Genomic DNA, 20,591 nt, shown 5'->3' with positions numbered 1-20,591 from the left:
AACCTAATCCTTTCAGGGGGCAACTGTGATTAAGTCTGAACTGGTGCAGATCGTTGCTGCGCGTAACCCGCACCTGTATCACCGCGATGTCGAAAATATCGTCAATGCGGTTCTCGATGAAATCACCGATGCGCTTGCTGCCGGCAATCGTGTCGAACTTCGTGGATTTGGCGCATTCTCGGTAAAGAACCGGCCCTCTCGTTCTGGACGGAACCCGCGCACGGGTGAGTCCGTTTTTGTCGAGGAAAAATGGGTTCCCTTCTTCAAGACCGGCAAAGAGCTTCGCGAAAGGCTCAACCCGGGCATGGGCGACGTCGAAGACGAGGATTGAGCGCAATCGACGCTCGACAATCCTTAAGTGCCGCGTGACGTTCGTCCAGATTGCATGAAGGCCCCCAAAGACGGAGTACCTTGAATGTCGAAGAAGATCGTCAACCTGTTGATCCTTCTGCCACTGGCCATCATTCTGATCATCCTGTGCGTGGCAAACCGTGAGAGTGTGACGCTGGCGCTCAATCCGTTCCAACCCAGTGACAGCGTTCTCTCCTTCACGGCACCTTTCTTCGTCTTCATTTTTCTGTCGGTTCTGTTCGGCATTCTGCTGGGCTCTGCCGCGACCTGGATTTCGCAGGGAAAGCACCGCAAGCGCGCTCGCCTCGAGGCGCGTGAAGCCATTCGCTGGCACGATGAGGCCACCAAGGCAGCGGCCAATACGCAAACGGCATCGCCCGTCTCGAGACAGCTTGCCGCAAAATAGGCGGCGGCTCTCGGTTCTTTGATCCGTCACCACGACGCATCATTTTGCCACGCCCTTTGATAATCCCCCATTCTAGTGATATGCGCTTTCCAACCGCATCCGGGCCGCCGTTGGCCCGGGATGCAGACTGGAAAGCGCAAGTGGTACGGCCAATCTCCGTGCCTCTCGCGTCGAGACGTGGAAAGACCGTCGTTGAAGAAGAAAGACAACCGCCAGGGCGCAAAACCGCGCGCCGGACAGGACAATCGCTCAGGCAAGCCCGGCAGCAAGCCACCTCGCCAAAAGGATCCTGCGCGCGCACGCGCTCCAGATTACGTTCGCCCCGCTGCCACCGCCCCCAAGGAAAAGGTGCAGGCCTCGGCTCCCGCCGTCGAAGCCGCACCTCCGCGCCCGTTGAAGGAGCGCTCCGGCGCCCTTCCGACCGAGCAGGTGCCGGTCATTCTTGAGTCGCTCGGTGCTGGTGACTTTCACCTGATCGACAGCGGCAATGGCCTGAAGCTCGAGCAATATGGCGAGCACCGCATCGTTCGTCCCGAGGCGCAGGCGCTGTGGCGCCCGAGCCTCGCCGAACGGGTCTGGGACAATGCCGATGCAATTTTTACCGGGGATACGGACGAAGAAGGCAGTGGACGCTGGCGTTTTCCAAAGCAGGCGCTTGGCGAGACATGGCCGCTATCTCTGCTTGGCGTCGATTTCCTCGGCCGCTTTACCGCGTTTCGCCATGTGGGTGTTTTCCCCGAGCAGATCGTTCATTGGGAATGGTTGAAGCAAACCATCGAAAAGGCTGATCGCCCGCTTAAAGTGTTGAACCTCTTCGGTTACACCGGTGTCGCGTCGCTCGTGGCGGCGTCCGCCGGTGCGGAAGTCACCCATGTGGACGCCTCGAAAAAGGCGATCGGCTGGGCGCGAGAAAACCAGGCGCTTGCCGGTCTTGAAAATGCGCCGATTCGCTGGATCTGCGAAGACGCCATGAAGTTCATCCTGCGCGAGGAACGTCGCGGCAACAGCTACGACATCATCCTCACCGATCCGCCGAAATTCGGCCGCGGTACCCATGGCGAGGTCTGGGATCTCTACGATCATCTGCCGCTGATGCTGGATGTCTGCCGCGAAATCCTGTCGCCTAAGGCGCTGGGATACGTGCTGACCGCCTATTCCATCCGCGCCAGCTTCTACTCGATGCACGAGTTGATGCGCGAAACCATGCGCGGTGCAGGTGGCGAGGTTACCTCCGGCGAACTCGTCATCCGCGAAGCGGGTCTTGATGGCAAGACGCCGGGCCGTGTGCTTTCAACCTCTCTCTTCAGCCGCTGGGTGCCGAAATGAATGATCGTCATGAAAACGGCCCACGCAGGGTAGGGCAGGTCAAGGAAGTTACCAGCCTCGCCAATCCGATCATCAAGGACATCAAGAACCTCACACAGAAGAAGGGCCGCGAAGAAAGCGGCACCTTCATGGCGGAGGGGCTGAAGCTCGTCATCGATGCGCTGGAACTCGGCTGGACAATCCGCACACTGGTCTATGCCAAGGCCGCCAAGGGCAAGCCGCTGGTCGAGCAGGCGGCAGTCAAGACGGTGGCGTTCGGCGGTCTCGTGCTGGAAGTCAGCGAGAAAGTGATCTCGTCCATCACCCGCCGCGACAATCCACAGATGGTCGTCGGCATCTTCGATCAGAAATGGAAGCCGCTCAGAGATATCCGGCCTGCTGCGGGTGAGACTTATGTCGCGCTCGACCGGGTACGCGACCCTGGCAATCTCGGCACGATCATCCGCACGGCGGATGCCGCCGGTGCCTCCGGAGTCATTCTTGTCGGCGATTGCACCGATCCTTTCTCGCTCGAAACGGTGCGGGCCACCATGGGCTCGGTATTTGCGATGCCTGTTGCACGCGCAACGGTGGATGAGTTCCTGAGCTGGAGAAAGAGTGCCGGCGTCAGCGTCGTCGCAACCCATCTTGCTGGCTCGGTGGATTACCGCACCATCGACTACAAGAAGAAGCCGGTCGTGCTTTTGATGGGCAACGAGCAGTCCGGTCTTCCGCCGGAGCTTGCCTCGCAGGCGGACCAGCTTGCCCGCATCCCGCAACAGGGTCGGGCCGACTCCCTCAATCTGGCGATCGCAAGCGCAGTCATGCTGTTTGAAGCGCGTCGACATCTTCTCGAACTCGCGATGGTAAAGTAATGGCCAAGCCCGCTCTCTTCTCCAGACCCGCTCCCGCCATCGCCCTCATTCTTCTGGCGTTGCTTGCCGATCAGATCATCAAGGTGCTGGTGGAAAAATATCTGCCTCTGCAGGAGATGGTGCCTGTCATTCCGTTCCTGGCGCTCTACCGCACCTACAATCTCGGCGTGGCCTTCTCCATGCTGTCGGGCATGGAAGGCTGGGCCATCGTCACCATGCGGCTTCTCATCGTCGCCTTCGTCATCTGGCTGTGGCGAAAGACGGATGCCGATCGCACCTTTGCCCATCTCGGCTTTGCGCTGATCATCGCCGGTGCTGCCGGAAACATCTTCGACCGGTTTCTGTACGGGCACGTCGTGGACTACATCCTCTTCCACACGGAAACGTGGTCCTTCGCGGTCTTCAACCTTGCCGATTCTTTCATAACGATCGGTGCTGGTTGCGTCATTCTGGATGAGTTGCTGCAGGCCAAGGCGGCACGAAAGAAAACCTGAACGACTGCTGCGCAAGACCGGATCGCGAAATTTAGTTTACGCAACGTCACTTACGCGGCTAACTGTCACTGTTTTGTCGTCAAGAAGTGATTTATGACGCCAAGATCAAACGGTGGCGGGGCGATTCTCCATGGTCTCGGAAGTTCTGGAACGCAGCATTGTTGGCACGGGCTTGGGCGGCGCTGTTTTGCCAGCTGCCGAAAAGCGGGAAGCCGACGTCTTTGGTCGTATCGGCTCCCTCGAAACACGCCTCGCCAGAAATGAGCGTGAGATCGATGCAGCCCAGCAGGTCCGCTTCCGCGTCTTCGTCGAAGAGATGGGTGCGCGGCTTCCAGCAGACGCGATGCGTCGCGGTCGCGACATTGATGCCTTCGACGCCGTCTGCGACCATCTCCTGGTTCTCGACAACGCCATAGAGGGCGATCCCGAAGATCAGATCGTCGGCACCTATCGCCTGCTCAGGCAGGAGACGGCGTTGGCGAATAAGGGTTTTTACTCGGCAAGCGAATTCGAAATCGAGAGCCTGATCGCGCGCCACCCGGATAAGCGCTTCATGGAATTGGGACGCTCCTGCGTGCTGCCTGAGTATCGCACCAAGCGCACCCTCGAACTTCTCTGGCAAGGCAACTGGGCCTATGCCGTCCGTCACCGCATGGATGCGATGATCGGCTGTGCCTCCTTCCCAGGCATTCAGCCGGAAGCTCACGCGCTGGCGCTGTCCTTCCTGCATCATAGCTGCGGCTCCAAGGCTGAATGGCGGACCGAGGCACTGCCAGAACTTTACCGCGAAATGGATATGATGCCGCTGGAAGCGATCAATCCGCGTCGGGCGCTCAACGCCATGCCGCCGCTGATCAAGGGCTATATGCGTCTTGGCGCCATGTTCGGTGCCGGTGCCGTGGTCGACCACGCCTTCAACACCACCGACGTGCTGGTCATCCTGCCGGTCTCATCGATTGCCGGGCGCTACATCAATTACTATGGCGGTGACGCAGAGCGCTTCAACGGTTGATACCGTTCCGGCATCAAGCTTCCTGTGGGTTCATTTTTCTGCGTGTTGTTCTTGGAGGGCCGCGCCGGTAGTCTCCGGCTTTGTTTTCTCAAAGCCCCAAGCAGATACGATCACGCCATTGACGGACGTTCATTCCACCGCCTCGCTCATTTCCGAAGAGAGCCGCGCATCGGCAACGCCGATGATGGAGCAGTATATCGAGATCAAGGCGAACAATCCCGGTTCGCTGCTTTTCTATCGCATGGGCGATTTCTACGAACTGTTCTTCGACGATGCGGCGGAAGCCTCGCGCGCGCTCGGCATCACCCTTACCAAGCGCGGCCAGCATCTGGGTCAGGACATTCCCATGTGCGGGGTGCCGGTCCACGCGGCGGATGACTATCTGCAAAAGCTGATCATGCGCGGCTATCGCGTTGCCGTGTGCGAACAGGTGGAAGACCCGGCGGAAGCAAAGAAGCGTGGCTCGAAATCTGTGGTCAAACGTGACGTCGTGCGTCTTGTCACGCCCGGCACGCTGACCGAAGAAAAGCTGCTCTCGCCGACCGAATCCAACTACCTGATGGCACTTGCGCGCATCCGCGGCAGTTCGGAGGCGCAGTTTGCGCTGGCCTGGATCGATATCTCCACCGGCGTCTTCAGACTGGCGGAAACGACATTGACGCGGCTGCTGGCCGACATTTGGCGCATTGATCCGCGCGAGTTGATCGTGGCCGACAGCCTGTTTCACGACGAAGAACTGCGGCCGACCTTCGATGTGCTGGGTCGCGTGGCCGTCCCTCAACCTGCCGTCCTGTTTGATAGCGCGACCGCCGAAGGTCGCATCGCGCGCTACTTCAACGTCTCGACGCTGGATGGCTTCGGAGCTTTCTCCCGTGTGGAACTGGCAGCCGCAGCTGCAGCCGTCGCCTATGTCGAGAAGACTCAGATCGCTGAGCGCCCGCCTCTCGGTGCACCCGAACGCGAAAGCTCTGCCTCGACGCTGTTCATCGATCCTGCGACCCGCGCCAATCTGGAATTGACCAAGACGCTTGCCGGAGAACGCGACGGATCGCTCTTGCAGGCCATCAACCGCACGGTGACTGGCGGCGGTGCGCGGCTTCTGGCGGAGCGGCTGATGTCGCCGCTGACCGATCCTGAACGGATCAACGCCCGGCTCGATGCGGTGGCCTATCTGCTCGACGATGTGTCCTTGAGCGATGGTCTGCGTGAGGCTCTGAAGCAGGTGGCAGACATGCCGCGCGCGCTGTCGCGCCTGGCGCTTGATCGCGGCGGTCCGCGTGATCTCGGTGCCATTCGCCAGGGACTTTCCGCTGCCGCGATCGTCGGTCAGTTGCTTGATCAGGGGCTGTTGCCCGACGAACTGGCGGCAGCGCTCGCCGATCTCAAAGCCTTGCCAGCCTCGCTCGAAGCCATGCTGTCGGAGATGCTGTCGGACGACCTTCCGCTCCTGAAGCGCGATGGCGGCTTCATTCGTGAAGGCTCGAACCCGGAACTCGATGAGGTGCGGGCGCTGCGCGACCAGTCGCGTCGGGTGATTGCCGGCTTGCAATTGCAATATGCGGAAGAGACCGGCATCAAGTCGCTGAAGATCAAGCACAACAATGTGCTCGGCTACTTCATCGAGGTGACGGCTGGCAATGCCGATGTGATGACGGGAAGCGACGAGGCCAAGGCGCGCTTCATTCACCGCCAGACGATGGCAGGCGCTATGCGCTTTACCACCACCGAGCTTGCCGATCTGGAAAGCCGCATCGCCAACGCCGCCGCCCAGGCGCTGACCATGGAATTGCGGGCCTTCGACGGTATGGTGCAGGCGGTGGTGGCCGAAGCCGAAGCCATCAAGGCGGGCTCTCTGGCACTTGCTGCTATCGACGTGGCAACGAGCCTCGCCCATCTGGCATCCGAACAGGCCTATTGCCGGCCGGTGGTCGATGGCTCCATGACGTTTGCGATCCGCGGCGGGCGTCACCCGGTCGTGGAGCAGGCCTTGCGCCGTCAGTCGAGCGGACCCTTCATTGCCAATAATTGCGATCTCTCAGCCGTCGATGGCAATCGCAACGGCGCGATCTGGATGCTGACCGGTCCGAACATGGGCGGTAAATCGACCTTCCTGCGTCAGAATGCGTTGATCGCTATCCTTGCCCAGATCGGGTCCTTCGTTCCGGCAGAGGCAGCCCATATCGGCATTGTCGACCGGCTTTTCTCGCGCGTCGGTGCTTCGGACGATCTCGCCCGTGGCCGCTCCACCTTCATGGTCGAAATGGTCGAGACGGCGGCAATTCTCAATCAGGCGACCGAACGTTCGCTCGTCATCCTCGACGAGATCGGGCGCGGCACGGCGACCTTCGACGGTCTGTCAATTGCCTGGGCGACGGTGGAACACTTACATGAGGTGAACCGCTGCCGCGGTCTTTTCGCCACCCATTTCCACGAGTTGACGGTGCTGTCTGAAAAGCTTGGCCGCCTCTCCAACGTCACCATGAAGGTCCGGGAATGGGAAGGCGACGTGATCTTCCTGCATGAGGTTGGTCCCGGTGCTGCGGATCGTTCCTACGGCATTCAGGTGGCCCGCCTTGCCGGCCTTCCCGCCGCCGTGGTGGAGCGTGCGCGAGAGGTTCTCAACCAACTCGAAGATGCCGATCGCAAAAACCCGGCAAGCCAGTTGATCGATGATCTGCCGCTGTTTCAGGTCGCGGTCCGGCGCGAAGCGGCTAACGCCAAGGGCAACTCGAAGGTGGATGAGGCGTTGAAGGTGCTGAACCCGGACGAGATGACGCCGCGCGAGGCACTGGACGCGCTCTATGCGCTCAAGAAACAACTTGGCAACGCTTGATGCGTAGAGTGCCTGTCCATTCGGCCTCAAAATCGCTATAGCGCTGTGCCATCAGCGCAAGACGCATGGAATGGATATCGGCTCAATGGCCTCTAAGGACCTGGATTTCTCCGCGATACTGGATGTCGCAGCACTGAAGCATCAATGCGATCTCGTCTTTCAAGGCGATGGAAAGCGCGTTTCGGATGTGCGCTCCGACCTTTTGCCCATCTTCAAGAGGGCAAGCAGCGACGGACGGCAAATGGCGCGCGATCTTCTCGATTCCGAAGGCGGCGGCATTGACTGCGCTAGGCGCATTTCCTGGCTGCAGGACCGTCTGATCGAGGTGCTTTACGATCTCGCCTGCCAATATGTCTATCCGAAGGATGCGCCAGGCATCGCCATCACCGCTGTCGGCGGCTATGGGCGAGGCACGCTGGCACCCGGATCGGACATCGATCTTCTGTTCCTGCTGCCGCTCAAGAACACGCCGGACATGCACAAGGCGATCGAGTTCATTCTCTACATTCTTTGGGATGTCGGCTTCAAGGTCGGCCACGCCACCCGCACCGTGGATGAGTGCATCAAGCTGTCCAAGGCGGATATGACGATCCGCACCGCCATTCTCGAAATGCGCCCGATCTGCGGAAAGAAGTCGCTCGCCGACGAGTTGGAGCGCCGATTCGAAACCGAAGTCGTCACCAATAGCGGCCCGGAATTCATCGCCGCCAAGTTGGCCGAGCGCGATCAGCGCCATCGCAAGGCAGGCGACACCCGTTATCTGGTCGAGCCGAATGTGAAGGAAGGCAAGGGCGGTCTGCGTGATCTCCACACGCTCTTCTGGATCGCCAAATATTATTACCACGTGCGCGACACGGCAGAGCTGGTGAAGCTCGGGGTTCTTTCCAGAAGCGAACTGAAGCTCTTCGAAAAGGCCGATGACTTTCTCTGGGCGGTGCGCTGCCAGATGCACTTCATTACCGGCAAGGCCGAGGAGCGGCTTTCCTTCGATATCCAGCGCGAGATTGCCGCCGCCCTTCATTACCAGCCTCGCCCCGGCCTTTCGGCTGTCGAGCGCTTCATGAAGCACTATTTCCTCGTGGCCAAGGATGTGGGCGATCTGACGCGCATTCTTTGCGCCGCTCTTGAGGACCGCCAGGCGAAGGACGTGCCGGGGCTTTCCGGCGTTCTCAGCCGCTTTGCCCATCGGCTTCGCAAGATTCCAGGCTCCAGCGAATTCGTCGAAGACCGCGGTCGTATCGCGCTCGCCAATGCCGATGTCTTCCGCAACGATCCGGTCAGCCTGATCCGGCTTTTCCATGTGGCCGATATCAACAATCTCGAACTCCACCCGGATGCCCTTCGCGTCGTGACCCGCTCGCTCGGTCTCATCAATCATGAGCTTCGCGAGAATGAGGAAGCCAACCGGCTGTTCCTCGCCATCCTGACCTCGAGGCGCGATCCGGCACTGACGCTACGGCGCATGAACGAGGCCGGTGTTCTCGGCAAATTCATCCCCGAATTCGGCAAGATCGTCGCGATGATGCAGTTCAACATGTATCATCACTATACGGTCGATGAGCACTTGATCCGCTCGGTCGCAATCCTCGCCGAGATCGACAAGGGGCAGGCGGTCGATACCCATCCGCTGGTCAACCAGTTGATGCCGGCCATTGAAGACCGCGACGCTCTCTATGTCGCGGTTCTCCTTCACGATGTGGCAAAGGGCAGGCAGGAGGATCACTCCATTGCCGGTGCACGCGTGGCCCGCAAGCTCTGCCAGCGCTTCCGTCTCTCCACCAAGCAGACCGAGACGGTGATGTGGCTGATCGAGCAGCATCTCCTGATGTCGATGGTGGCCCAGACCCGCGATCTGCATGACCGCAAGACGATCACCGACTTTGCCGACAAGGTTCAGTCGATGGAGCGGCTGAAGATGCTGTTGATCCTCACCGTCTGCGACATCCGCGCCGTTGGTCCGGATGTCTGGAACGGCTGGAAGGGGCAGTTGCTGCGCACGCTCTATTACGAAACCGAGCTTCTTCTCTCCGGCGGCTTTTCGGAAAGCTCGCGCAAGGAGCGCGCCAAGGTCGCCCGTCAGCGCCTTTACGATGCGCTGGATGACTGGGGCCAGAAGGCGCGCCGCAAATACAGCAAGCTGCACTATGATGCCTATCTTCTGTCGGTCGCCTTGGAAGACCAGGTCCGCCACACCCGCTTTCTGCGTGAGGCGGACAAGCAGGAGAAGGCGCTGGCAACCATGGCCCGCACCCATTCCTTCCACGCCATCACCGAAATCACGGTTCTCGCACCTGACCATCCGCGCCTGCTGTCGATCATCACCGGCGCCTGCTCCGCTGCCGGCGCCAACATCGCCGACGCTCAGATCTTCACGACATCGGACGGCCGCGCCCTCGATACGATCCTAATCAACCGCGAATTCCCGATCGATGAGGATGAGACCCGCCGCGCCACCAATATCGGCAAACTGATCGAAGAGGTTCTGGCCGGCAAGAAGCGGCTTCCCGAGATCATTGCGACGCGGACCAAGAGCCGCAAAAAGAGCAAGACCTTCAATATCCCACCGTCGGTGACGATTTCCAACGGGCTTTCCAACAAATTCACCGTCATCGAGGTCGAATGCCTTGACCGCCCCGGCCTCCTGGCGGACATGACGGCGGTGCTGGCCGATCTATCGCTGGATATCACCTCCGCGCGGATCACCACCTTCGGCGAAAAGGTCATCGATACCTTCTACGTCACCGATCTCTTCGGCCAGAAGGTGATGACGGAAAACCGTCAATCCAACATCGCAATGCGGTTGAAGGCCGTCATGGCGGAGCAGGAAGATGAACTGCGTGATCGCATGCCCTCCGGCATCATCGCGCATCCGGATGTAGCAGCCCTTCCTGCTGCGCGCACCGCAAAGGCTTGAATAAAAAATGAGTTTGATCGGCAAATTCGCCACCGTCGGCGGCGCGACGCTTGGAAGCCGCCTGTTCGGCTTCATCCGTGAAATGCTGATGGCGGCAGCCGTGGGTACAGGACCGGTGGCGGATGCCTTCAACGCGGCATTCCGCTTTCCCAACACCTTCCGCCGCCTGTTTGCCGAGGGCGCGTTCAACTCCGCTTTCGTGCCGCTTTTCGCCAAGGAAATCGAGGCCAATGGCATGGAGGGCGCGCGCCGCTTCTCCGAGGAGGTCTTCGGTGTTCTCTTCACTGTGCTGATGGCGCTGACGATCGTCATGGAACTGTCCATGCCGTTTCTCGTCAGAACGGTGATTGCACCGGGCTTTGTCGATGACCCGACGAAATTTGAAAACACGGTGCGCCTCGCCACCATCATGTTTCCCTATCTCGCCTGCATGTCGCTGGCGGCCATGATGGGCGGGATGCTGAATTCGCTGCATCGCTATTTCGCTGCGGCCATCGCGCCGGTCTTTCTCAATGTCATCCTCATTGGCGTCTTGGCGCTCGCCTGGTGGAAGCACTATGATGCGCTGCAGGTCGGCTACGCGCTGTCCTGGGGTGTCATGGCCGCAGGTTTCGTCCAGCTTGCCATCGTCTGGGTTGCTGTGCGTCATGCCGGTATCAAGATCGGCTTTCGCCGCCCGAAGCTGACGGGCAACGTCAAGCGCCTGCTGGTTCTAGCACTGCCGGCCGCAATCACCGGCGGCATCACCCAGATCAATTTGCTGATCAACACCAATATCGCTTCCGGCGGAGACGGCGTGATCTCCTCGCTCGCCTATGCCGACCGCATCTATCAGCTGCCGCTCGGCGTCGTCGGCATTGCGGTGGCGACGGTTCTTCTGCCGGAACTGGCGCGTGCGCTTCGAGGCGGCCATGCGGTGGAGGCGGCCAATCTGCAGAACCGCTCCGTCGAGTTCGTGCTCTTCCTCACGCTGCCGGCCGCTGCAGCGCTGCTGGTCATGGCGGAGCCAATCGTTCGTTTCCTCTATGAGCGCGGCAATTTCTCGCCGTCCGCCACGGTCACTGTTGCGGAAATCCTCGGCATCTACGGCCTCGGCCTGCCGGCCTTCGTTCTGATCAAGGCCTTCATTCCCGGCTTCTTCGCCCGTGAGGATACACGCACTCCGATGATCTTTGCGGCGATTTCCGTGGTGGTGAACGTCTCGCTGGCCCTGACGCTTTTCCCCTCTTACGGCGGTCCGGGAATTGCGACGGCGGAAATCACCGCCGGTTGGGTGAACGCCGCACTGCTCTTCGGCATGCTGATGTGGCGTGGCCACTGGAAGCTCGATCTGCCGCTTCTCCTGCGCATCCCACGGCTGCTGATCGCGGCAGGTCTCATGGCGTTCGCCATTCATTACGCGCTGTCCTATTTTTCCTACGAACTGTCATCGGCCTCAAACCTTGCTGTCCGGGCAGGCACATTGCTTGCGCTGGTCGTCGGCGCCATGGTCATCTATTTCGGGGTAGCATTCGCCTCCGGTGGGGCAAACCTTGGGATGGTCAGACGCGGCATGAAGCGCAAGCGCAAGACGGATGTCCAAAGCGAGATCGAGCCATGAGTTCTGGCTATACGTCCATACGCCACATCGCACTCGTCTCTCTGGTGGTGGACGATTACGATCGCGCCAAGGTGTTCTACTGCGACAGCCTTGGCTTCGAATGCCTTTCGGACCAGCCGATGCCGGACGGCAAGCGCTGGCTTGTCGTCAAACCGAAAGGTGAGGGGGCGAGCGGGCTTCTTTTGGCGCAAGCCGATGGAGAAGCGCAGGCTGCCGCGATCGGCAACCAGACCGGCGGTCGGGTTGGTTTCTTCCTGTATACGGATGATTTTGACGCAGATTTTCATCGCATGAAAGCCAACGGGATTCGCTTTCTGGAGGAGCCGCGTCGCGAGGTTTACGGCACGGTTGCCGTTTTCGAAGACCTCTACGGCAACAAATGGGACCTGCTCCAGCCAGCCGCTGAAACCCCTTGATTGCAACGGGTTCCGGGTGCATAAGCGCGGCCACATCAATGCGCGGGGCAAGGCCCTCCACAAGCCTTTCGAGGACGATCATGAACGCATTCAAGCCGCTGGTTTTCTCCGGGGTTCAGCCCACCGGCAATCTCCACCTTGGCAACTATCTCGGCGCCATCCGCAAGTTCGTCGCATTGCAGGAAGACAATGACTGCATCTATTGCGTCGTCGACATGCACGCCATCACCGCGCAGTTGGTCCATTCGGACCTGAAAGCGCAGACGCGTTCGATTGCCGCCGCCTTCATTGCGTCTGGCATCGATCCGGTGAAGCATATCGTCTTCAACCAGTCGGCCGTGCCGCAGCATGCCGAGCTTGCCTGGGTGTTCAACTGCGTCGCGCGCATCGGCTGGATGGAGCGCATGACCCAGTTCAAGGACAAGTCCGGCAAGAATGCCGAACAGGTTTCGCTTGGACTGCTGGCCTATCCGAGCCTGATGGCGGCTGACATTCTGGTGTATCGCGCAACCCATGTTCCGGTCGGCGACGACCAGAAGCAGCATCTGGAACTCGCCCGCGACATCGCCCAGAAGTTCAACATCGATTTCGGCGATCATATCCGTAAGGCTGGCCTCGGCCTCGATATCACCGTCGGCGACGAACCGGTTCACGCCTATTTCCCGATGGTCGAACCGCTGATCGGCGGTCCGGCACCGCGCGTCATGTCCTTGAAGGACGGCACCAAGAAGATGTCGAAATCCGATCCGTCGGATCTGTCGCGCATCAACCTGATGGATGATGTCGACGCGATCTCCAAGAAGATCAAGAAGGCCAAGACCGACCCGGACGCGTTGCCGAGCGAAGTCGAAGGCCTGAAGGGTCGCGCCGAGGCGGAAAACCTCGTCGGAATCTATGCAGCCCTCTCCGACAAGACCAAGGCGGATGTGCTTGCCGAATTCGGTGGGCAGCAGTTTTCGGCCTTCAAGCCGGCGCTTGTCGATCTGGCGGTCAACGTGCTTGCACCGATCAACAACGAGATGCGCCGCCTTCTGGATGATGTCAGCCATATCGACGCGATCCTGAAGGATGGCGGCGAGCGTGCTGGTGCCATCGCACAAAAGACGATGGACGAAGTTCGCGACATCATCGGTTTCCTGAGGTGATTTTGTCTGCGCCTCCCGGCTCCCGCCTTTCGGCGAGAGGCGTTTTTCTGGGTGCGGAGGCGTCGTATCTGCACATTCGCCTTTTAGGAAAATCGATTCCGCTTTCCATTGTGATACGATAAGCTCCGCCCAAACCGGCGGGCGGCGCTTCATGCCACGGCGGAAACAGGGAGTGCTGAATGGTTTCAAAACGGCTGTCGCGCCTGGAAGGACACCGGCGAAAATTTCTGGTGGTCATCGATGGCACACCGGAATGCGAAAGAGCCGTGCATTATGCCGGTCGCCGCGCCAAGAACTCCAATGGCGCCCTCGTTCTGCTCTTCGTCATCCCAGAAGGGGATTTCCAGCAGTGGCTGGGCGTCGAGCAGATCATGCGGGCCGAAGCCCGCGAAGAGGCTGAAGCCTCGCTGGCGAAGGTCGCACAACGCGTGCGTGAGACGGTCGGCATCGAGCCCGAGGCGGTGATCCGCGAAGGCAATGCCGCCGAGCAGATCCACGGGCTGATCGAAGAAGATCGCGACATCGCCATCCTCGTATTGGCCGCAGGCTCTACCAAGGATGGTCCAGGTCCGCTCGTTTCCTCCATTGCCGGACGCGGCGCTGCCTTCCCCATTCCCGTCACGGTCCTGCCGGATACCCTGACGGACGAGGAAATCGACGCCCTCTGCTGACCGCTGTCCATCAAGCGCTTTCTTCCCGAAGAATCCTGTTCGGCTTTGACGAAAACGGGTGTAGAACAGGGTGGAAGATTTCTTGAACGGGATTGTCATGTCAGGGCTTGAAGTCGCTCTTCGTCCGGCATATTTTGGAAGCATTCTAAATTACGGGGCAAGCATGCCCTGACCGGTGCGCTGCCTCGAAGGAGATCGAAATGTTCATTCAAACGGAATCCACGCCAAACCCGACGACGCTGAAGTTCCTGCCGGGCAGGGTGGTTCTGGAAAGCGGCACGGCGGAATTCCTGAGCGCTGCGCAGGCGCAATCTTCGCCGCTTGCAGCAACGCTGTTTGAAATTCCGGGCGTCACCGGCGTCTATTACGGCTTCGATTTCATCACGGTCACCAAGGACGGCGCCGAATGGCAGCACCTTAAGCCCGCGATCCTCGGTTCGATCATGGAGCACTTCATGTCGGGCCGCCCGCTGATGGGCACAGCGATCCATGCCGAGATTTCCGACGAGGAGGAAGAGTTCTTCGAAGAGGGTGACGAAACGATCGTTGCGACCATCAAGGAACTTCTCGAAACCCGCGTCCGTCCGGCTGTGGCGCAAGATGGCGGCGACATCACCTTCCGTGGTTTTCGCGACGGCACCGTGTTCCTCAACATGAAGGGCGCATGCTCCGGCTGCCCATCTTCCACGGCAACCCTGAAGCACGGCGTGCAGAACCTGCTCCGTCACTTCGTGCCGGAAGTGCAAGAGGTCGAGGCTGTTTGATAAACGGCTGAGCCAATCGATCGGTACTGAGGCGAGGCGCGTGACTGCGCCTCTACTCATAAGCGGCGTTGCCACGAGCCCCGTTCGTCTCGCTCGTGGCTTGCGCTTTGGACAGGCATAAGGTTCAGCTTTTCAGATGATCATTCTCTCCATCGATACATCCGGCGTGGATTGCTCTGCCTGTGTTTATGACAGTGAAAACGATACTGTTCTCGGCGAAGTGACGGAAAACATCGGCAAGGGCCATGCCGAATTGTTGATGGGCATTATCGATGGTGCGTTTTCCAAAGCTGGTCTGACGCTCAATGCCGTCGAGCGTCTCGCCGTCACGGTCGGTCCTGGTTCTTTCACCGGCATTCGCGTGGGTGTGGCCGCCGCACGCGGCTTCGCCCTCTCGCTTGATGTGGAGGCGGTCGGCATCACGACCCTTGAGACGCTTGCCGCTCATCACCAGCGGCAGCAGCCCGGCCAGCCTGTTGCGGTCGGTCTCGATGCCAAGCGCGGCGAATGCTATCTGCAGATCTTCGCAGCCGATCGCGTGCCTCTGACCGAGGCCGCGCTGGTGTCTCTCGATGACGCAAGACAATCGCTTGTCGGCTTCGACGGCGCGATCATAGGCTCCGCCGCACCTCTCTTTACTGGCGAGGAGACGGGTTCGGGGCCGGATCATTTTCCGATTGCCACCGTCGCGCGTGTCGCGGCAACGAAACCCGCGCATCAGCCAAAGCCCGCGCCACTTTATCTGCGTGGCCCGGACGCCCGCCCGCAATCTGGCTTCGCATTGGAGCGCCTGTCGCCCGCCTGAAAGCGCGCCCTTTCGCCCGGTCGAAATCGATTTCGATTTGCCGGACAATGCTGTAGCCCTCTTGCATTCAAGGTGGATGATTCCCTGCAATGTTCGACGACTATCTGAGCTGGAAACCCTTTTTCGAAATCGTGCCGATGGCGCATGCTGACTGCGCCGATGTCGCCGAGCTTCACACCTCCCGCTTTACTCAGGCGTGGAGTGAGGGCGAGTTTTCGAGCCTTCTGTCACAGAACACTGTCTTCGGCGCCGTCGCGCGTCAAACCAACGCCTTCTTCAGCCAGCCGCTCGGCGGCTTCGTGTTGTCGCGTGAGGCGGGCGGAGAAGCTGAAATTCTGACAGTTGCCGTCAGCGACAAATTTGCCGGTGCCGGGCTTGGCTGGCGCCTGATGCAGGCTGCCATGCGCGAAGCGCTGATGCGCGGTGCCGAAACCATGTTTCTGGAGGTGGATGGGTCGAACGGTCCGGCCGTGCATCTCTACCGCAAGCTCGGCTTCAAGACGGTCGCAGAGCGCAAGGCCTATTACACGGCCAAGGATGGGACGAAATCCACAGCGCTTGTCATGCGCCGCGATCTTCGATAGTTCCGTGACGGTGAGACACTCTGCCACCAATATGGTGGACCAACGCAGAATCTGAAGGCCTGATTATCGTGGTAGACCTTTCGAAAACCCTTGAAGAAATATGTGCGGAGCGCGGCATGCGCATGACCGACCAGCGGCGTGTCATCGCCCGCGTTCTTCAGGAATCGGAAGACCATCCAGACGTGGAGGAGCTCTATCGTCGCTCATCGGCGGTCGATCCAAAGATTTCGATCTCCACCGTCTATCGCACCGTTAAGCTGTTTGAAGACGCGGGCATTATCGAGCGCCATGATTTTCGCGATGGCCGCTCGCGCTATGAGACCGTACCGGAAGAGCACCACGATCATCTGATCGACCTGAAGACTGGTGTCGTCATCGAATTTCGTTCCGCTGAGATCGAAGCGCTGCAGGAAAAGATTGCCCGCGAGCACGGCTTCAGGCTCGTTGATCATCGGCTTGAACTCTACGGCGTTCCGCTGAAACCAGAAGAGCGTTGAGGCGATTTTCCATGGCCACGGAGCAAGTGCGGCGATGACGTGGCTTCGGATTGCCTACGCGGTTTTCATTCTCTCCATCGTGACCCTTGTGCTGTTGCCCGTGCAGCTTATCGGCCTCTGGCTGGATTTGCCGATCCGCCGCAGGGTGCCGCGCCTGTGGCACCGGGTGGCCTGTCGATCGATCGGGATTAGGGTTCATGTCCATGGCGGGCTGGAGACCGAACGGCCTCTGCTGCTGATTGCCAATCACGTCTCCTGGAAGGACATATTGGTGCTGGGCAGCGTTGCGGATGTCGCCTTCATTGCCAAGACCGAAGTGCGCGACTGGCCGATCTTCGGCAAACTGGCGCGTTTGCAGAAAACCGTCTTCGTCACCCGTGAACAGAAACGCACGACAGGTGTGCAGGTCAACGAGATTGCCGAAAGGCTGGCAGGCGGCGAGATCATCGTGCTCTTCCCAGAGGGCACGACGTCCGATGGCAATCGGCTTTTGCCAATCAAGTCCTCGCTGTTCGGCGCAGCATCGAGCGCTGCCGATCAGGTTCCGAGCCAGCTCGTCCATGTCCAGCCCGTTGCGATCGCCTATACCGGCATTCAGGGCATGGCGATGGGTCGTTACCATCGACCGGTTGCCGCCTGGCCTGGAAGCATCGGTTTGCTGCCGTCATTGGTGGGGCTGGTGAAGGCCGGCGCAATCGAGGTTGACGTCACCTTTGGGGAAGCGATCCCCTTCCGCAAGGGTGATAATCGCAAGGCGCTCAGCATCGAAGCGACCACTGCACTTCGCACCATGTTGAATTTCAGCCTGCGTGGAGGCTGGCGAAAGTCGCGATAGCCTCTATTTCCGTATTTTTCTATTTAACTGGTGGCCGAAAATCATTAGATACGCGCCATGACCCAGGACACGCTTGGCCTCGACGCCACCCAGACCGCTATGGCTCATGGAGCCAACAGCCGCAAGGTCTTCATCAAGACCTACGGCTGTCAGATGAATGTCTACGATTCCTTGCGCATGAGCGATGCTCTGGCAAAGGATGGTTATGTTCAGACGGAGGATATGGGCGAGGCGGATCTCGTTCTGCTCAACACCTGTCACATCCGTGAAAAGGCGGCGGAAAAGGTCTATTCCGCTCTCGGTCGTTTGCGCGACATGAAGAAGTTGCGCGAGGAAGAGGGCCGTGAATTCGTCATTGGCGTCGCCGGTTGTGTGGCCCAGGCCGAAGGCGAAGAGATACTGCGCCGTGCGCCCGCCGTCGATGTCGTCATCGGCCCGCAGACCTATCATCGCCTGCCGCAGGCGCTTGCCCGCGTTCGCGATGGCGAGCGGGTGATCGAGACCGATTACGCGGTCGAAGACAAGTTCGAGCATCTGCCGGTCGCCGAAAAGGCAAAGCTGCGCTCGCGTGGCGTGACAGCCTTTCTTACCGTTCAGGAAGGTTGCGACAAGTTCTGTACCTTCTGCGTCGTGCCCTACACGCGCGGTTCGGAAGTTTCCCGGCCCGTCAGCCAGATCCTCGACGAGGCGATGAAGCTTGTCGATGCCGGCGTGCGCGAGATCACGCTCCTTGGTCAGAATGTCAATGCCTGGCGTTCGACGGGTCCGAAGGGTGAAGAATGGGGGCTCGCGGAGCTTCTCTATCGTCTGTCCGAAATTCCGGGCCTCGCACGTCTACGCTATACGACAAGCCACCCGCGCGACATGGACGATCGTCTGATCGAGGCGCATCGCGAGTTGCGCGCGCTGATGCCCTATCTGCATCTGCCGGTTCAGGCTGGCTCCGACCGCATTTTGAAAGCCATGAACCGCCGCCATACGGGCGAGGAATATTTGAGGCTGGTCGAACGAATCCGTGACGCTCGCCCTGATATTGCCATGTCCGGGGATTTTATTGTGGGCTTCCCCGGCGAGACGGATCAGGACTTCGAAGACACGCTCGCAATCGTGGAAGCGGTGAAATACGCACAGGCCTTTTCGTTCAAATATTCGACACGTCCAGGGACGCCCGGCGCCGATTTGACCGATCAGGTGCCGGAAGATGTCAAGGCCGAACGGCTGGAGAGATTGCAGGCGCTGCTGTTGAAACAGCAGAACGACTTTGCCCAGTCGCTCGTTGGAAAGACCATGGATGTGTTGCTGGAAAAGCCCGGTCGCATGCCCGGACAGCTGATCGGTCGTTCTCCCTGGCTTCAGTCTGTGAATCTTGATGCAAAGAACATGAAAATCGGTGACATTATTCATGTACGAATCACCGCGACCGGTCCAAACAGCTTGTTTGCCGAGGTGGCATAGAGTTAGAGTTGGGAACCGGAACTGACCTCGGACAGGAGCCTGACCGCTTGAACGCACACGAATTGGTCTCACCATCATCGCGCCAGCCACGTTCACCCGCGACCGACGCCAATCACTTCGTCCTCACGTTCGAGAATAACAGAATAGCCGGAGAGCTATTCGGTCAGTTCGATCAAAACCTGAAACTGCTGGAGCAGAAGCTCAACATCGATGCCCGCCCACGCGGCAATTCGGTGGCGATCACCGGCGACATGGTTGCGACCAACCAGGCCCGCCGCGCGCTGGATTTCCTCTATCAGCGCCTGCTGAAGGGTGGCACGGCCGAACTTTCCGACGTCGAAGGCGCAATCCGCATGGCGGTCGCGGCAGACGACCAACTGACCCTGCCGACAATGGAGCGCAAAGCCAAGGTGTCGATGGCCCAGATTTCTACCCGCAAGAAGACCATTGCCGCCCGCACGCCGACACAGGATGTCTATATGCGGGCGCTGGAACAGTCGGAACTCGTCTTCGGTGTCGGGCCAGCTGGCACCGGCAAGACCTATCTGGCCGTCGCCCATGCCGCCCAGCTTCTGGAGCGCGGTGCGGTGGATCGCATCGTTCTTTCTCGGCCTGCCGTCGAAGCGGGCGAGCGTCTGGGCTTCCTTCCGGGCGACATGAAGGAAAAGGTCGATCCGTATCTTCGTCCACTCTATGATGCGCTTTACGACATGATGCCCGGCGACAAGGTGGAGCGTGCCATTCAGGCAGGCGTTATCGAGATTGCGCCGCTCGCCTTCATGCGTGGCCGCACGCTCGCAAACGCTGCCGTCATTCTCGACGAGGCGCAGAACACCACGACCATGCAGATGAAGATGTTCCTGACCCGTCTGGGTGAGAACGGTCGCATGATTGTGACGGGCGACCCCAGTCAGGTCGACCTTCCGCGTGGGGTGAAATCCGGTCTGGTCGAGGCCTTGCAGATCCTCGGCGATGTTGAAGGCGTTTCCGTGGTTCGCTTCAAGGACGTCGACGTCGTGCGTCACCCGATGGTGGCGCGTATCGTCAAGGCCTACGAATCCCACACGGCCGTGCCGGATGAGAGCCTTCCAAGACAAGGTTACTGAAGCCGAGACGATGACGGTTCTGGATATTCAAATCTCTGTCGAGGCCGATGACTGGTCCTCGGAGGAAGAGCTTTTGGCCTTCAGCACGAAAGTGCTGGAGGCCACTGTTTCCTATCTGAAAGACGAAGAGCAGCAGCCGTTCCCCGCCATGCCGGTGGAACTGTCGCTGGTTTTCACCGATGACGCTGCCATCAAGGAAATAAATGCGGAATGGCGCAATAAGGACAAGGCGACGAATGTCCTGTCTTTTCCGGCCTTTCCGCTGGAGCCTGGCGGCATGCCGGGGCCCATGCTCGGCGATATTGTCATCGCGCATGAAACTGTCATGCGCGAAGCTCTTGATCTCGAGAAGAGTTTCGAGGATCATTTGACCCATCTGCTGGTGCATGGATGTCTGCATCTTTTCGGTTATGACCACATGGAAACCGAAGAGGCGGAAGAAATGGAGGGGCTCGAGACTCGCATTTTGGCGACTCTTGGCCTATCTGATCCCTATGCGGGTCAGGACCCGCTTTGATCGAAC

19 protein-coding genes and 1 pseudogene are annotated in these 20,591 nt (G+C 59.6%); all 20 read left to right on the top strand.

Going from position 1 to position 20,591, the window contains the following annotated elements; translation table 11 throughout:
* Positions 1-25: 25 nt before the first annotated feature.
* The 20 genes and pseudogenes from AC07U5_RS13460 to ybeY all read left to right on the top strand — a co-directional run bounded on the left by AC07U5_RS13460 (position 26) and on the right by ybeY (position 20,585).
* Positions 26-331, top strand: coding sequence for an integration host factor subunit beta (locus AC07U5_RS13460; RefSeq protein ID WP_062427118.1), 306 nt, complete (start codon positions 26-28; stop codon positions 329-331).
* Between the two features lie 84 nt (positions 332-415).
* A complete protein-coding gene (locus AC07U5_RS13455) occupies positions 416-757 on the top strand; it encodes a LapA family protein (RefSeq protein ID WP_062443025.1) in 342 nt (113 codons plus the stop codon).
* Between the two features lie 192 nt (positions 758-949).
* Complete coding sequence (locus tag AC07U5_RS13450) at positions 950-2,083, top strand: RsmD family RNA methyltransferase (protein WP_494723220.1); 1,134 nt, start codon at positions 950-952, stop codon at positions 2,081-2,083.
* A complete protein-coding gene (locus AC07U5_RS13445; RefSeq protein ID WP_494723219.1) occupies positions 2,080-2,937 on the top strand; it encodes a TrmH family RNA methyltransferase in 858 nt (285 codons plus the stop codon). The genes AC07U5_RS13450 and AC07U5_RS13445 overlap by 4 nt, the downstream gene beginning before the upstream one ends.
* Entirely contained in the window at positions 2,937-3,431 is a 495-nt protein-coding gene (gene lspA / locus AC07U5_RS13440) for a signal peptidase II (protein ID WP_062427114.1), read from the top strand. The genes AC07U5_RS13445 and lspA overlap by 1 nt, the downstream gene beginning before the upstream one ends.
* Positions 3,432-3,636: 205 nt before the next feature.
* Positions 3,637-4,443: pseudogene (gene olsB / locus AC07U5_RS13435) on the top strand (l-ornithine N(alpha)-acyltransferase); the annotation flags it as partial.
* A 181-nt stretch (positions 4,444-4,624) separates the two neighbouring features.
* The gene (gene mutS / locus AC07U5_RS13430; RefSeq protein WP_494723305.1) at positions 4,625-7,276 is read left to right on the top strand and encodes a DNA mismatch repair protein MutS; all 2,652 of its coding nucleotides are present in this window, start codon (positions 4,625-4,627) and stop codon (positions 7,274-7,276) included.
* Positions 7,277-7,361: 85 nt separating this feature from the next.
* Positions 7,362-10,190 carry a [protein-PII] uridylyltransferase gene (locus AC07U5_RS13425; protein WP_494723218.1) on the top strand — a complete coding sequence of 943 codons (2,829 nt, stop codon included), beginning with the start codon at positions 7,362-7,364 and terminating at the stop codon, positions 10,188-10,190.
* A 7-nt stretch (positions 10,191-10,197) separates the two neighbouring features.
* Positions 10,198-11,790, top strand: coding sequence for a murein biosynthesis integral membrane protein MurJ (murJ, locus tag AC07U5_RS13420; RefSeq protein WP_113266330.1), 1,593 nt, complete (start codon positions 10,198-10,200; stop codon positions 11,788-11,790).
* Positions 11,787-12,206 (top strand): VOC family protein, encoded by a 420-nt coding sequence (locus tag AC07U5_RS13415; RefSeq protein ID WP_494723217.1) that lies wholly within the window; start codon positions 11,787-11,789, stop codon positions 12,204-12,206. Before murJ ends, AC07U5_RS13415 begins: the two co-directional genes overlap by 4 nt.
* An 80-nt stretch (positions 12,207-12,286) precedes the next feature.
* Positions 12,287-13,351 (top strand): tryptophan--tRNA ligase, encoded by a 1,065-nt coding sequence (gene trpS, locus AC07U5_RS13410; protein ID WP_062427111.1) that lies wholly within the window; start codon positions 12,287-12,289, stop codon positions 13,349-13,351.
* Between the two features lie 179 nt (positions 13,352-13,530).
* Positions 13,531-14,022 carry a universal stress protein gene (locus AC07U5_RS13405; protein WP_062427110.1) on the top strand — a complete coding sequence of 164 codons (492 nt, stop codon included), beginning with the start codon at positions 13,531-13,533 and terminating at the stop codon, positions 14,020-14,022.
* Between the two features lie 200 nt (positions 14,023-14,222).
* Entirely contained in the window at positions 14,223-14,786 is a 564-nt protein-coding gene (locus AC07U5_RS13400; RefSeq protein ID WP_113178731.1) for a NifU family protein, read from the top strand.
* A gap of 136 nt (positions 14,787-14,922) precedes the next feature.
* Positions 14,923-15,591: a tRNA (adenosine(37)-N6)-threonylcarbamoyltransferase complex dimerization subunit type 1 TsaB gene (gene tsaB, locus AC07U5_RS13395; protein ID WP_494723216.1), complete on the top strand. Its 669-nt coding sequence runs from the start codon at positions 14,923-14,925 to the stop codon at positions 15,589-15,591.
* A gap of 89 nt (positions 15,592-15,680) precedes the next feature.
* Entirely contained in the window at positions 15,681-16,175 is a 495-nt protein-coding gene (locus AC07U5_RS13390) for a GNAT family N-acetyltransferase (RefSeq protein ID WP_113272889.1), read from the top strand.
* Between the two features lie 68 nt (positions 16,176-16,243).
* Positions 16,244-16,672, top strand: coding sequence for a Fur family transcriptional regulator (locus tag AC07U5_RS13385; protein ID WP_062443002.1), 429 nt, complete (start codon positions 16,244-16,246; stop codon positions 16,670-16,672).
* A 34-nt stretch (positions 16,673-16,706) separates the two neighbouring features.
* On the top strand, positions 16,707-17,507 hold the full coding sequence (gene olsA, locus AC07U5_RS13380; RefSeq protein WP_112955517.1) for a lyso-ornithine lipid O-acyltransferase: 801 nt from the start codon (positions 16,707-16,709) through the stop codon (positions 17,505-17,507).
* 57 nt (positions 17,508-17,564) lie between these two features.
* On the top strand, positions 17,565-18,962 hold the full coding sequence (gene miaB, locus AC07U5_RS13375) for a tRNA (N6-isopentenyl adenosine(37)-C2)-methylthiotransferase MiaB (protein WP_112955519.1): 1,398 nt from the start codon (positions 17,565-17,567) through the stop codon (positions 18,960-18,962).
* A 47-nt stretch (positions 18,963-19,009) separates the two neighbouring features.
* Entirely contained in the window at positions 19,010-20,068 is a 1,059-nt protein-coding gene (locus tag AC07U5_RS13370) for a PhoH family protein (RefSeq protein ID WP_062427103.1), read from the top strand.
* A 10-nt stretch (positions 20,069-20,078) separates the two neighbouring features.
* The gene (gene ybeY / locus AC07U5_RS13365; protein WP_062442992.1) at positions 20,079-20,585 is read left to right on the top strand and encodes an rRNA maturation RNase YbeY; all 507 of its coding nucleotides are present in this window, start codon (positions 20,079-20,081) and stop codon (positions 20,583-20,585) included.
* The last annotated feature ends 6 nt before the right edge of the window (positions 20,586-20,591 follow it).

The organism is Agrobacterium sp. GW821-FHT02D03 (assembly GCF_059421725.1).
Note: the sequence above shows the minus strand (reverse complement) of the source record. Positions and strands in the feature narration are given on the sequence as shown.

Bases quoted from the DNA above. Each gene is read 5' to 3' on its own strand.
- AC07U5_RS13455 (WP_062443025.1), top strand. From the start codon at position 416: ATGTCGAAGAAGATCGTCAACCTGTTGATCCTTCTGCCACTGGCCATC.
- AC07U5_RS13445 (WP_494723219.1), top strand. From the start codon at position 2,080: ATGAATGATCGTCATGAAAACGGCCCACGCAGGGTAGGGCAGGTCAAG.
- lspA (WP_062427114.1), top strand. From the start codon at position 2,937: ATGGCCAAGCCCGCTCTCTTCTCCAGACCCGCTCCCGCCATCGCCCTC.
- mutS (WP_494723305.1), top strand. From the start codon at position 4,625: ATGATGGAGCAGTATATCGAGATCAAGGCGAACAATCCCGGTTCGCTG.
- AC07U5_RS13425 (WP_494723218.1), top strand. From the start codon at position 7,362: ATGGCCTCTAAGGACCTGGATTTCTCCGCGATACTGGATGTCGCAGCA.
- murJ (WP_113266330.1), top strand. From the start codon at position 10,198: ATGAGTTTGATCGGCAAATTCGCCACCGTCGGCGGCGCGACGCTTGGA.
- AC07U5_RS13415 (WP_494723217.1), top strand. From the start codon at position 11,787: ATGAGTTCTGGCTATACGTCCATACGCCACATCGCACTCGTCTCTCTG.
- trpS (WP_062427111.1), top strand. From the start codon at position 12,287: ATGAACGCATTCAAGCCGCTGGTTTTCTCCGGGGTTCAGCCCACCGGC.
- AC07U5_RS13405 (WP_062427110.1), top strand. From the start codon at position 13,531: ATGGTTTCAAAACGGCTGTCGCGCCTGGAAGGACACCGGCGAAAATTT.
- AC07U5_RS13400 (WP_113178731.1), top strand. From the start codon at position 14,223: ATGTTCATTCAAACGGAATCCACGCCAAACCCGACGACGCTGAAGTTC.
- tsaB (WP_494723216.1), top strand. From the start codon at position 14,923: ATGATCATTCTCTCCATCGATACATCCGGCGTGGATTGCTCTGCCTGT.
- AC07U5_RS13390 (WP_113272889.1), top strand. From the start codon at position 15,681: ATGTTCGACGACTATCTGAGCTGGAAACCCTTTTTCGAAATCGTGCCG.
- olsA (WP_112955517.1), top strand. From the start codon at position 16,707: ATGACGTGGCTTCGGATTGCCTACGCGGTTTTCATTCTCTCCATCGTG.
- miaB (WP_112955519.1), top strand. From the start codon at position 17,565: ATGACCCAGGACACGCTTGGCCTCGACGCCACCCAGACCGCTATGGCT.
- ybeY (WP_062442992.1), top strand. From the start codon at position 20,079: ATGACGGTTCTGGATATTCAAATCTCTGTCGAGGCCGATGACTGGTCC.